This window comes from Mesorhizobium sp. STM 4661, from assembly GCF_000359125.1.
Classification (GTDB): Bacteria; Pseudomonadota; Alphaproteobacteria; order Rhizobiales; family Rhizobiaceae; genus Mesorhizobium.
Map to the genome: position 1 here is coordinate 67,347 of NZ_CAAF010000032.1, position 12,320 is coordinate 79,666.

The window sequence follows — 12,320 nt, forward strand, 5'->3', positions numbered from 1 at the left end:
TCATACATAGACCGAAGCCGTCGGCCTTTCCACCGCGATCAACCGGGTCTGTTTCAGGCCGCGCTGTCGAGCGCGCCGAACCGCGCCACCGTCGCCTCGATCTCTTCGCGGATCCACGCCTTGAAATCGCGCACCTTGCGGCTTTCGTTGTTGGTGGTCGAGGTCACCAGCCAGTAGCCCAGTCCGCTCTGGGCACGCACGCCGAAGGGCGCGACCAGCCGCCCGTCGGCCAGCGCGTCGGCGGTCAGCAACTGCCAGCCGAGCATCACGCCATGGCCGGCAATCGCCGATTCCAGGCACAGCATCGGGTCGGTAAAGCGCGCCCCCTTGAGGAAAGTCACCGGCTTCACCCCGGCAGCCTCGAACCAGCTTTCCCAGTTGATCATCGCCCTCTCGTCGGTGATCGCGCAGGTCAGCGCGAGGTCGTCGATCGATCTCAGTTTTTCGGCGATCACCGGGGCGCAGACCGGGAACACCTCCTGCGCCAGCAAAAGTTCCGCCCGCCCGCCCGGCCATTTGCCGTCGCCCAGCCGGATGGCGATGTCGATATCGGAATGGTCGAGATCGGCGATCCTGACCGAGGCGTCGATGCGCAACAGCACGTTGGGATACCGGGCGAAATGCCGCGACAGCCGCGCAGCAGCCATTTCGAGGCGAAGGCCGGCGCCACGGAAACCACCAGCGTGCATGCGCTCGCTTCGTTTGCCAGAGCCACCGCCTGGGCAAGCTCGCGAAAACCCGCACCGAGCCGCGCCGTGAACACCGTGCCGAACTCTGTCGGCACGAGGCCGCTTGCCGTCCGTTCGAACAGCGCTTGACCGAGTTGTTTCTCTGTCCGCTTGATCTGTTGGCTGACGGCGCTGACAGAGACGTTGAGCTCTCCGGCGGCGGCCGCCAGCGAGCCCAGGCGGGCGACGGTTTCCACGGCGCGCAGGCCGTTGAGGTGGACGCGGTTCAGCATGGCCATTTCAGTTTTTCTAAACTGGTATGGCCGAAATCTCAATTGAAATACGCAAAAAAAACGGCAGATTTTAACGGGCAACCCGATCTTTGGAGCAAAGCTGATGAAGATTTTATCATTGCTGAGGGCTTTCTCCGTAGCTGGCGCGGAACAAGGCCGGTCGCATGAAAGCGAGACCACAAGGTGGGTCACTGACCCGCTGTCGCACCCCGTTCTGGACACCATGTCGGAGCGCGAGCTTGGCGATGTGCCGTTCCGGCTGACGGCACGGCGCACTGCCTATGAGACGGGCGCCGCGCGGGTCGGCTGCGGCTGAAATCCTTCACACAGCGGATCGCTGCCGAGACGTCGACGGGACAGCGCCCCCTCTGTCCTGCCGGACATCTCCCCCACGAGGGGGGAGATTGGCCGTCATCTCCGCTTTCGCCAATCTCCAATTGAAGAAGGAGAGCCGGCGCTGAAACTGCCGATCTCCCCCCTCGTGGGGGAGATGCCCGGCAGGGCAGAGGGGGGCGCGAAGGATCGTCGACGCTCATTCTATATCGCGGCGCTCGAATAGGTTCTTGTGAGCCCCTTCTGGCCCAACATAAGCGGATTGTTTCACCGGCCGGCGCACTTATTGTGCACCGCAATGAAAGCCGCTTCGCCATCTCCTTTACGTCTCGCCTTCGCCGGCATGGTCGCGCTTGCCGTCGCCATGGGCATCGGTCGCTTCGTCTATACGCCGATCCTGCCCGGCATGATGGAGGAGCTCGGCCTGTCGCCGGCCGACGCCGGCTGGATCGCGTCGGCCAACTATCTCGGCTACCTCGTCGGCGCGCTTGCCGCAGCCGGTGGCTGGGCGCATGGGCGCGAGCGCATGCTGATGTTCTCCGGCCTTGCCGCCAGCGCCGTGTTGGCCGCGCTGATGGGGCTGACCGACACCGTGGCGGCTTTCCTCGTCATCCGTTTTCTTGGCGGCGTCGCCAGCGCGCTCGTCATGGTCTTCATGTCCAGCATCGTCTTTGGCCATCTCACCGCGGCCAACCGCAACGACCTGCAGGCGCTGCATTTCGGTGGCGTTGGCCTCGGTATCGCGGCCTCCTCGGCGCTGATGGCTGTTCTCGTCACCGGACATGCCGGCTGGGCGGCGGGATGGCTGTGGTCGGCGGCGATTTGTGGCTGCGGCTTCGCTGTCGTGGCGCTGCTGGTCGGGCCTGCCTCGACCACCAACGGCGTCGCGCGCCGCGAGCCGGCGCTGCCGAAGGACCGGTCGTTGGTGAAAATGATTGTCGCCTACGGCCTGTTCGGGTTCGGCTATGTGGTGACGGCGACGTTTCTCGTCGCCATCGTCCGCCAGGGCGGCGGCGGCCGCGTCTTCGAGGCGGTCGTCTGGATGGTCACCGGCCTTGCCGGAATTCCCTCGGTCTGGCTGTGGCAGAAGATCTCGGAAAGGATCGGCCTCTATGCGGCCTGCCTTGCGGGTTGTCTCATCGAGGCGGTCGGCGTCACCGCGAGCGTCGCCATGGGCGGCCGCGCCGGGCCGCTGCTCGGCGGATTTCTGCTTGGCGCCACATTCATGGCCATGACCGCGCTCGGCCTGCAGGCCGTAAGGCAGCTCGCACCGCAGGCGCCGCGCCGGACTTTTGCTGTCATGACGGCGTCCTTCGGCCTCGGCCAGATTATCGGCCCGCTCGTCGCCGGGCTGCTGGCGCAAGCGTCGGGCGGCTTCTTCCTGGCCTCGATCATGGCTGCCGTCGTCTTGCTCCTCTCAGGCGTCGTCGCCTGGTCGGCTGCGCCAAAATCGCCATGATTGTGGTCTTGCTCGGCGCCGGGCATCCGGCACCACCATTTTCTTTGCCGTCGATGTGTGACCTTATGCCCGCTGAACAGCAGCGCCGCTGATTTGCGCACCGAGCGAGGATTTCCCCACAGTGTTCGTATCGTTTTTTCCGCAGCCGAAGTTGTTTTTCACCTCGGCCGCCGTCTGGAGCCTTGTGCTCGTTATCCTATGGTTCCTCGGTGGCGAACACCTTGGCACGATGCTTGGCATGCCGCCGGTCGATCCGCAGGCTGCGCCTATCATAAGCCCAGTGAGATTCCTGGTGCCGTCATTCCTCTGGTTTTACGGTTACTTTTTCGCGGGGATCGCCCTGTTCTATCTTTTCTGGGCGGTTTATTCGCCACATCCTTGGCAAAACTGGTCGATCCTTGGCTCCGGTCTGATCATTTTCGTCACCAATTTTATCGTGCAGATAAGCGTGGCGCTAAATGATTGGCGTGGCATGTTTTACGACATGGTCCAAAGAGCCCTGACCACGCCCGGCTCCGTTACTCCCGCAGAGCTTTACTACGGAGTATGGCAGTTCCTGTCTTTGGCGCTGGTTTATATGAGCATTGCGGTCCTGAACGTTTTCTTCGTCAGGCACTATGTCTTCCGCTGGCGTACGGCGATGAACGATTATTTTACAGCCTATTGGTCGAGACTTCGCCATATTGAAGGAGCGTCGCAACGCGTTCAGGACGATACGATGCGTTTCTCAAGCACCATGCAGGGGCTTGGAGTGAACTTCATCGATTCCATTATGACGCTGATTGCGTTCCTGCCCTTGCTGGCGTCTCTTTCTGTTCACGTTCAAACTCTCCCCATAGTCGGAGCAATTCCTTATCCGCTGGTCATCGCGGCGATCGTTTGGTCGTTGTTCGGCACCAGTTTGTTGGCCGTGGTGGGGATCAAGCTCCCCGGCTTGGAATTTAGAAATCAGCGGGTTGAAGCCGCTCTGCGTAAGGAACTTGTGCTCGGAGAAGACGATACCGCACGCGCGCAGCCGCCGACGTTGGCGGAACTCTTCTCAAATGTTAGAAAGAATTATTTCACGTTATATGCTCACTACGTTTATTTTGACATGGTGCGCTATCTATATCTTCAAGCAGACAACGTCTTTGCTACACTTATTCTCGTTCCAACATTGGCTATCGGCAAGATAAGCTTTGGTGCCTTTCAGCAAGTCGTCTCCGCCTTCTCCCAGGTTGCCAGTTCATTCCAGTATCTCGTGAATTCCTGGCCGACGATCGTCGAGTTGATATCCATCTATAAACGACTGAGAGCCTTCGAAGCGACGCTTGAAGGTGCGCCGCTGCCGGCGATTGATCAGCATTATCTGGATCGTGAGCAAGCCGGCTTGCGTCCTGAGGATCAGCCGGCAAGCTAAGAAGAGGCGGTGATCGCTTGCCGGCTCAGCCGCCCACCGTTGCCTGTCTCTCGCCGCCGCGTTGCCGCGTGACATAGTCGCGAAAGCTGATGCACTCGACGTCGGCTTTGACGCAAACCTCGCCGGCAAAGCGCTCCAGCGCGTTCCAGTAGGCGCCGTCATTCATCAAGGTGAAATGGAAGCCGAGTTCCAGCGGCAGGCGTTTGCCCTGATATTGCGTGTCGAAGGCGGCGCGAAAAGCGTCATAGGTCCGGCCGGCGAACTCGCCCGCCTTGCTTGGCCGTTTGAAACCGCCAGAATGTCTGACATAGAGATTGTAGTCCATGGCAATCACCGGCCTTGTGTCAGGCCCTTCCGGGATCTGCGGCAGCGAAAAATGGGTGACGCCGTTGCTGGTGGGCGGCTGGACCGGGCCTTTTGAAACGCCGCTGGCGTCGAACAGGAAGCCGGCCTTTGGCAACGCCTCGTAGAGCGCCTTGTTCGTCGACAGATAGGGCGCCCGAAAGCCGACCACCTCATGCCGCGCGAAATCGCGCCAGCCCTGGGGTTCGGGCGCAATGCCGTTGATCGAATAGGCGTTCTCGAGAATGTGCTCGAACGAGCCGAACTCGGCGAGCCAATCTGCCTTGCTCCAGTCCTTGCCGTCGAAATGGCCGCAGCCATGGCTGCCGATATCGTGGCCTTCGGAAGCCGCGAGCCCGATCTGTTCGAGCCGCTCGGCCACCTCCTGCCTGGAGGCGGCAAAGCCGATATTCGATTTGCCGGCACTCTTGCCGGGCGCGGTGTATTGCCCGCGCGACTGCGGCGACAGCAGGAAGACGCAAGAGAGAAAATAGGTGAAATGCGCGCCGGTGCGCTGCGCCAGCGCCCGGCTGCGCTTCCACTGCGAAATGTCGCGGGCGCTGTCGAACGAGATGATGACGACCTGCTTTTGCCTTGCCGGCGCAGGTGCTGCCGGCGGATCGGCGAAAGCCGTGCCGGCTGCGGCAAGCGAGGCCAGAGAAAGCGTGGCTAGAGAAAGCGAGGCAAGAGAAAACGCAACAACGCGGGACAAACGAGCCATCTTCACCCGGTCTGGCACAGGAACGGTTGAGGATCGGCTATCGGCGAAATGTGGCACGGGTACGGTCGCCTTTGCCGTCGCACTTTCGCTCACCTGCGTCGCGATCAGCCGATTTTCCTGGTGAACCCCTTCCATGCCGGCGAAATTTCGCTAAAACGCGGGCTCATGAAGCGCCCCGGCCGGGGCAGCAATGGTTTTGATTGATGTCCGACGACAGTTTTATCCGCGAAGTCAACGAAGAGATTCGCCGCGAACAGGCACATGCTCTATGGGACCGTTTTGGTCCTGCCTTGATTGTGCTCGCGGTGCTGGTGGTGCTCGGCACCGCCGCCGTCGTCGGCTATCGCTATTGGGACGAGACCCGCGCCAACCGTTCGGGCGACGCTTTCTCGCAGGCGCTGAAGCTTGCCAATGACGGCAAGAGCGACGAGGCGCTGGCTGCGCTCGATTCCCTGGAAAAGGACGGCTACGGCGCCTATCCACTGCTCGCCCGCATGCGTGCGGCAACGGTCAAGGCCGACAAGGGCGACGTCGCCGCCGCCGTCAAGGATTTCGACGAGGTCGCCGCCGACACCGCCATTCCTCAGGGCCTTCGCGACATGGCGCGCCTCAGGGCAGCGTTGTTGCTGGTCGACCACGGCACCTTCGCTGATGTCTCCAGCCGCGTCGAGGCGCTCACCGCCGACACCAACACGCTGCGCCACACCGCGCGCGAGGCGCTCGGCCTTGCCGCCTGGAAGGAAGGCAAGGCACAGGATGCTCTGAAACTGTTCGACCAGATCGCCGCGGATGACGGCGCCCCGCGCAACGCGCGCGAGCGGGCGACCTTGATGTCCGAGCTGATCCGCGGGTCGGGCAGCGCGTCGTAGTGCACGCGGGCCGGGCAACGCGTCGTAGTATATGTCGCCCAAAAGCATGCCCTCGGGCTTGACCCAAGGGTGCGAAGCGGTTTTGGGGTCAACGACATGCACAATAGGCGGTAGAGTCGGATGGGTTTCAAAGTCGCCATCATCGGCCGGCCTAACGTCGGCAAATCGACCCTTTTCAATCGGCTGGTGGGAAGGAAACTGGCGCTTGTCGACGACACGCCGGGCGTCACCCGCGACCGCCGCGTCCATGCCGCCAAGCTCTACGACCTCGCTTTCGACGTCATCGACACCGCCGGCTTCGAGGATGCGGGCGCCGCGACGCTGCCCGGCCGCATGCGCGCGCAGACCGAGATCGCCATCCGCGAGGCCGACCTGATCTTCTTCACCATCGATGCCAAAGCCGGCCTGCTGCCCGACGACAGGACCTTTGCCGAGATCGTGCGCAAGTCCGGCAAGCCCGTGGTGCTGGTCGCCAACAAGGCAGAGGCGCGCGGCGCGCAGGGCGGCATGCTGGAGGCCTGGGAGCTTGGGCTTGGCGAACCGATCCCGGTCTCGGCCGAGCATGGCCAGGGCCTGCCGGACCTGCGCGACGCGGTGGTGGCGGCGCTCGGCGAGGAATGTGCCTTCGGCGAGGAAGAGGATGAAGATGACGAGATCGCCGCCAGCGAGGTGCTGATTGGCGAGGACATCACCGACCCCGATGCCGAACCCGGTTATGACGACACCAAGCCGATGCGCATCGCCGTCGTCGGCCGTCCCAATGCCGGCAAGTCGACGCTCATCAACGCGCTGATCGGCGAGGAGCGGCTGTTGACCGGACCGGAAGCCGGCATCACCCGCGATTCCATCTCGGTCGACTGGGACTGGCGCGGCCGGCGGGTGAAACTGTTCGACACCGCCGGCATGCGCCGCAAGGCCAGGATCCACGAAAAGCTGGAAGTGATGTCGGTGCAGGACGGCCTGCGCGCCATCCGCTTTGCCGAGATCGTCATCATCGTGCTCGACGCCACCATCCCCTTCGAGAAGCAGGATCTGCAGATCGCCGACCTGATCATCCGCGAGGGTCGCGCGCCGGTGATCGCCTTCAACAAATGGGACCTGATCGACCGCCCCCAGGAACTCCTGGCTGAATTGCGCGAGAAGACCGAGCGGCTGCTGCCGCAGGCGCGCGGCATCCAGGCGGTGCCGGTCTCGGCCGAGACCGGGCGCGGCCTCGACAAATTGATGGACGCCGTCATCAGGACGCACAAGGTCTGGAACAGCCGCGTCTCGACCGGCAAGCTCAACCGCTGGCTGGAAGGCATATTGGCGCATCATCCGCCGCCCGCCGTCGCCGGCCGCCGGCTGAAGGTCAAATACGTCACCCAGGCCAAGACGCGGCCGCCGGGCTTCGTCGTCCAATGCTCGCGGCCCGACGCGATGCCGCAATCCTATGTCCGCTATCTCTCCAACAGTCTGCGCGAGGCCTTCGACATGCCCGGCGTGCCGATCCGCATCGCCTTGCGCACCTCGGACAATCCGTTCGCCGGCAGGGCCAAGAAGCGCTGAGCGGCAATGCCTTGGCGATTGGCGGAGACGGCCATCCTTCGTCATCCACGGGCGGAGCAAGGAGCGAAGCGACGCGGCGCAGACCCGAGGATCCATGCCGCGACTTCAGAGCATTGCAACGGTGCAGAATTCTGTTCCGCTGCATTCTTCGGCCAAGGTCACGGAATGGATCCCGGGGTCTGCGCCGCGTCGCTTCGCTCCTTGCTTCGCCCCAGGATGACGAAGCTGAAGGCTAAGCGCCCTTCCTCTCCGGCCGAACTGAATTTTCCGGCCTGGCTCGACGGCGCAAAAGACGTCTCGTTTCGGATCAACATCAAAAAAACACGATCGGTCCCGTTAACCGCCCATCAAGGTTAATGCATCATTTTGGCTCTCCAGTGGGGTCAGTCGCGTTTCTGGAGAGTTCCGTGCATCGACGTGTCTTGAAGCGGCTGGTCGCCGTCGCCGGTGACTTGAAGTGGCTGGTCGCCGTCGCCAGTGAGAAGAAGCGTTCCTTCCTGTCTCCTCTGGTCATTGGGCTTGGCATCTGGGTCGGCTTTCCCAATGTCGTTGCCTATCAGGACATGACGAGCCTGATCTCCGGCCTCGAAGCGCCGAACGCCCGCTGGAGCGCCTTTGTCGAGAAATCCGTCGCCGGTTCGGTCCATGCCGCCGAGATGCCTTTTCTTGATTCCGACACCACCGGTTCGATCTCTGGTTCAGGCGTGCGGTTGCCCGGCATCGGCGCCGTCTCGTTTCGCGGCAAGGGCGCCGTGGCCGGTACGACGCCCGACGAGGACCGCGTCAAGCGCGCCGACAAGAAGGGCCGCATCATCCAGGTCTCGCCGGTGGCGCCGCCGAAGAACTTCAATGCCGGCTCGATCTTCGAGCGCACCTCCTCGCTGCTTCGCCCGAGCATGGACAGCGGCCTGAGGATGGCCTTCGCCAAGCCCGAGATCAAAGGCAGGGAGATCGAGATCGCCGCCGCATTCCACGCGCGCGTCGACAAGAAGCCCGATCCCGGCGTGCCGCCCATGCTTGCGGCGCTGGTCAACAACGATCGTCCCGACGTGCTCGCGACTGCCTATGCATCGGCGGCGCCCGACTACGCGCAGGCATCGCCCTTCGAGGCCTTGCTGCAGGACGAGAAGCCGAACGATGGCCGCTTCATTCCGCCGATGGCCAAGGGCGACCATTCCTGGATGCAGAACCCGTTGCCGGCGAGCGTCTTCTCCAAGCCGGAGCAGGCCTGCCTTGCCAACGGCATCTATTTCGAGGCGCGCGGCGAGAGCGTGCGCGGCCAGGCCGCCGTCGCCCAGGTCATCCTCAACCGAGTCCGCAATCCGGCCTATCCGAACTCGATCTGCGGCGTCGTCTACCAGAACGACAAATGGTTCAACCGCTGCCAGTTCTCCTTCGCCTGCGACGGCAGGAAGAAGCGCATCGAGAGCCCCGCCAATTACAGGATCGCTCAGGATGTCGCCATGGCGGTCACCGCCGGCAAGATATTCATCCCGGAAGTGGGATCGTCGACCCATTACTACGCCAACTATGTCAATCCGGGCTGGGCGCGGTCGATGAAAAGAATGACGAAGATTGGCCTGCATATCTTCTACCGAACCTATGGCGGCGGCTGGAGCTAAGCATTTTCTGCGGCGCTTTCGGTCGGGCCGGAAGGCCTTGGGCATCGGCAATCGAAGACCAACCGTCGGACGGATTCGGCCCGTGCGCCGACGTGGCTGTGCCGGGCACGATGTCGCACCTCTTCAAAGTGTTGATTTTATTATAAAAAATACATGGCACCGAAGTTCCGCGCGTGGCTTGACGGAGGCAGACCCTCTAACTATGTTGCCGGCGACTTTAGGAAGCGGACGGACGGCGACGGTCTGACCGGGCAGGGGGGTTCGATGGCCGGCAAGAATGGGCCAGACGGAACCGGAGAAACCGGCCGCGGCAAGCAGCATGAAGCCGACATCCGTGACGACGATCTTGAGCGCCGCCGGCGCGACCTTGAAGCATCGCTTGCGACAAGGCGGCCGGACCGGCTCGAGGGGAAAGACGACGCGAAAGCGGGCAGTGTGGCCGGATATGGCCAGGCGCTCAAACTGTCCAGCGAGTTCATCGCCGGGGTAGTGGTTGGTGCCGGCGTCGGCTGGATCATCGACCGTCTGGCGGGGACATCGCCATGGGGTCTGATCGTGTTCCTGCTGCTGGGCTTTGGCGCCGGTGTGCTCAATGTCATGCGCTCCGCAGGGCTTATGGCAGAATTCGGACAGGACGGGAAACCGCGCGATCCGAAAGAATGAACGAAGCGCCGCTGACCGGCGCGATGAACAGGACAGTAAAGTCGCGCGCGGCTTTGATGGGGATTATTAAGTGACTGCTGACAAGGTCGATCCGATCCACCAGTTCAATATCGTCAAGCTGATTCCGATCAACATCGGCGGCTACGACCTGTCCTTCACCAATTCGGCGCTGTTCATGGTTGCGACCGTGGCCGTCGCATCGGCGTTCCTCTACCTCTCGACATCGAGCCGCAGCCTCATTCCCGGCCGTCTTCAGTCGGTCTCCGAAATGGCCTACGAATTCGTCGGCAACATGCTGAGGGATGCGGCCGGAACACAGGGCATGAAGTTCTTCCCCTTCGTGTTTTCGCTGTTCATGTTCGTGCTCGTCGCCAATCTGCTTGGCCTCTTCCCGTATTTCTTCACCGTCACCAGCCACATCATCGTCACCTTCGGTCTCGCCGCGCTGGTGATCGGAACAGTCGTCGTCTACGGCTTCATGAAGCACGGCCTCGGTTTCCTGAAGCTGTTCGTGCCGCATGGCGTTCCCGTCTACCTTTTGCCGCTGGTGGTGCTGATCGAGGTGATTTCCTTCGTGTCGCGCCCGGTCAGCCTCTCGGTTCGTCTGTTCGCCAACATGCTGGCAGGCCACATCACGCTGAAGGTGTTCTCCGGCTTTGTCGTCAGCCTGAGCGCGCTGGGCGCGGTCGGCGTGGCCGGCTCGGTCCTGCCCCTGGCGATGGCGGTGGCGCTGACGGCGCTGGAATTGCTGGTCGCCTTCCTGCAGGCCTACGTCTTTGCCGTGCTGACCTGCATGTATCTCAACGACGCCCTGCATCCCGGGCACTGATCAAGAGTTTCCGGCCCAAGCGTTTCGACATTGCCGCCGGATGGAATTGCAACGGAATTTTAGATCCAAAGGAGTTGAACACATGGAAGCAGAAGCAGCAAAGTACATCGGCGCCGGCATCGCGTGCCTGGGCATGGGTGGCGCGGGCATTGGCCTCGGCAACATCTTCGGCAGCTATCTGTCGGGCGCGCTGCGCAACCCGTCGGCCGCCGATGGCCAGTTCGGCCGCCTGATCTTCGGCTTCGCTGTGACCGAAGCGCTGGGCATCTTTTCCCTTCTCATCGCGCTTCTGGCCCTGTTCGGCTGAGCCCCTGTTCGGCTAATATTGGGAATTGGACGGGCCGGCCGCAAGCCCGCGGCAGGCCTGACATCAGGGGATAGTCCATGTTCGTGACATCTGCGTTTGCAGAAGAGGCCGCGCCCGCCGTCGAAGGTGGCAATACCGGGACGGAAGGCGCTACGCAATCCAGCACCGGCGTGCCCGCGAAGGCGCCCGGCACGTTCCCGCCATTCGATCCGGCGACATTCCCGTCGCAGCTTCTGTGGCTGGCAATCACTTTCGGGCTGTTCTACCTGTTCCTGAAGAAGGTGGTGATGCCGCGCGTCGGTGGCATCATCGATGTTCGCAATGACCGGATCACCCAGGATCTGGACCATGCCGCCAGGCTGAAGGGCGAGGCTGACGCCGCCGTTGCCGCCTATGAGCAGGAACTGGCGGAAGCCAAGACCAGGGCCAACGCGATCGGCCAGCAGGCCAACGATGCCGCCAAGGCGGAGGCCGAGACCGCCCGCAAGAAGATCGAGGCGGCGCTCGACCAGAAGCTTGGCGAAGCCGAGGCCCGCATTTCCTCCATCAAGGCCAACGCCATGAAGGAGGTCGGCACGATCGCCGAGGACACCGCCTCGGCCATCGTCGAGGCGCTGGTCGGCGGCAAGGCCAGCAAGGCCGAGATCGCGGCCGCGGTCAAATCCGTGGCCCGGTGAGGAGCGCATCATGGACGCCACATCTCTCGCAACGCTTTGGGCCACGGTTGCCCTGGTCATTTTCCTCGGTATCGCCATCTACATCAAGGTGCCGGGCCTGATCGCCAAGTCGCTCGATGCCCGGGCCGCCAAGATCAGCGCCGAGCTTGAGGAGGCCCGCCGGCTGCGCGAGGAGGCCCAGCAACTGCTCGGCCAATACCAGAAGAAGCGCAAGGAAGCCGAGCAGGAAGCCGCCGACATCGTCGCTGCCGCCAAGCGCGAGGCCGACATGCTTGCCGCCGAGGCGCACAAGAAGAGCGAGGACTATGTCATCAGGCGCACCGCGCTTGCCGAGCAGAAGATCGGCCAGGCCGAGCGCGAGGCAATCGGGGAAGTCCGCGCCAGCGCCGTCGACATCGCCGTCGAGGCAGCGCGTGCGCTGCTTGCCGCCAAGACGGACGCCAAGGCTGGCGCCGACCTGTTCAAGGCTTCGCTGCAGGACGTGAAGGCAAAGCTCAACTAGGCGGCCATAACGGTCGCACAATCGAAGCCGCCCGGGCAACCTGGCGGCTTTTTTGTTGGGGTGAGAGCGGAGCGCTGAAGCTGCCAAT

The 12,320-nt window shown here is 62.8% G+C and carries 13 protein-coding genes and 1 pseudogene; 12 read left to right on the forward strand and 2 right to left on the reverse strand.

Annotation, left to right across the window (positions count from 1 at the left end):
- Positions 1-53: 53 nt before the first annotated feature.
- Positions 54-925 (reverse strand): annotated as a pseudogene (locus MESS4_RS11690) (LysR substrate-binding domain-containing protein).
- On the opposite strand from MESS4_RS11690, the gene MESS4_RS34495 reads away from it, so the two are divergent.
- The 4 genes from MESS4_RS34495 to sbmA all read left to right on the forward strand — a co-directional run bounded on the left by MESS4_RS34495 (position 815) and on the right by sbmA (position 4,152).
- Complete coding sequence (locus MESS4_RS34495; protein ID WP_244441118.1) at positions 815-1,129, forward strand: hypothetical protein; 315 nt, start codon at positions 815-817, stop codon at positions 1,127-1,129. The pseudogene MESS4_RS11690 and the gene MESS4_RS34495 overlap by 111 nt on opposite strands.
- Complete coding sequence (locus MESS4_RS11695; RefSeq protein WP_006330256.1) at positions 1,065-1,277, forward strand: hypothetical protein; 213 nt, start codon at positions 1,065-1,067, stop codon at positions 1,275-1,277. The genes MESS4_RS34495 and MESS4_RS11695 overlap by 65 nt, the downstream gene beginning before the upstream one ends.
- A gap of 315 nt (positions 1,278-1,592) precedes the next feature.
- Positions 1,593-2,753 (forward strand): YbfB/YjiJ family MFS transporter, encoded by a 1,161-nt coding sequence (locus tag MESS4_RS11700; protein WP_081609694.1) that lies wholly within the window; start codon positions 1,593-1,595, stop codon positions 2,751-2,753.
- Positions 2,754-2,874: 121 nt separating this feature from the next.
- The gene (sbmA, locus tag MESS4_RS11705) at positions 2,875-4,152 is read left to right on the forward strand and encodes a peptide antibiotic transporter SbmA (protein WP_006330263.1); all 1,278 of its coding nucleotides are present in this window, start codon (positions 2,875-2,877) and stop codon (positions 4,150-4,152) included.
- Between the two features lie 25 nt (positions 4,153-4,177).
- On the opposite strand, the gene MESS4_RS11710 is transcribed toward sbmA, so the two are convergent.
- On the reverse strand, positions 4,178-5,215 hold the full coding sequence (locus tag MESS4_RS11710) for a polysaccharide deacetylase (RefSeq protein ID WP_036241092.1): 1,038 nt from the start codon (positions 5,213-5,215) through the stop codon (positions 4,178-4,180).
- A 203-nt stretch (positions 5,216-5,418) separates the two neighbouring features.
- On the opposite strand from MESS4_RS11710, the gene MESS4_RS11715 reads away from it, so the two are divergent.
- The 8 genes from MESS4_RS11715 to MESS4_RS11750 all read left to right on the forward strand — a co-directional run bounded on the left by MESS4_RS11715 (position 5,419) and on the right by MESS4_RS11750 (position 12,232).
- The gene (locus MESS4_RS11715) at positions 5,419-6,084 is read left to right on the forward strand and encodes a tetratricopeptide repeat protein (protein WP_006330265.1); all 666 of its coding nucleotides are present in this window, start codon (positions 5,419-5,421) and stop codon (positions 6,082-6,084) included.
- A gap of 120 nt (positions 6,085-6,204) precedes the next feature.
- Entirely contained in the window at positions 6,205-7,632 is a 1,428-nt protein-coding gene (gene der, locus MESS4_RS11720; RefSeq protein WP_006330266.1) for a ribosome biogenesis GTPase Der, read from the forward strand.
- 407 nt (positions 7,633-8,039) lie between these two features.
- Positions 8,040-9,254, forward strand: a complete 1,215-nt coding sequence (locus MESS4_RS11725; RefSeq protein ID WP_006330268.1) for a cell wall hydrolase — start codon at positions 8,040-8,042, stop codon at positions 9,252-9,254.
- 264 nt (positions 9,255-9,518) lie between these two features.
- Entirely contained in the window at positions 9,519-9,917 is a 399-nt protein-coding gene (locus tag MESS4_RS11730) for an AtpZ/AtpI family protein (protein WP_006330269.1), read from the forward strand.
- 70 nt (positions 9,918-9,987) lie between these two features.
- Positions 9,988-10,746 (forward strand): F0F1 ATP synthase subunit A, encoded by a 759-nt coding sequence (locus MESS4_RS11735; RefSeq protein ID WP_006330270.1) that lies wholly within the window; start codon positions 9,988-9,990, stop codon positions 10,744-10,746.
- Between the two features lie 82 nt (positions 10,747-10,828).
- Positions 10,829-11,053: a F0F1 ATP synthase subunit C gene (locus MESS4_RS11740; RefSeq protein ID WP_006330271.1), complete on the forward strand. Its 225-nt coding sequence runs from the start codon at positions 10,829-10,831 to the stop codon at positions 11,051-11,053.
- Positions 11,054-11,130: 77 nt separating this feature from the next.
- Entirely contained in the window at positions 11,131-11,730 is a 600-nt protein-coding gene (locus tag MESS4_RS11745) for a F0F1 ATP synthase subunit B (RefSeq protein ID WP_006330272.1), read from the forward strand.
- A 10-nt stretch (positions 11,731-11,740) separates the two neighbouring features.
- A complete protein-coding gene (locus tag MESS4_RS11750) occupies positions 11,741-12,232 on the forward strand; it encodes a F0F1 ATP synthase subunit B (RefSeq protein ID WP_006330273.1) in 492 nt (163 codons plus the stop codon).
- The last annotated feature ends 88 nt before the right edge of the window (positions 12,233-12,320 follow it).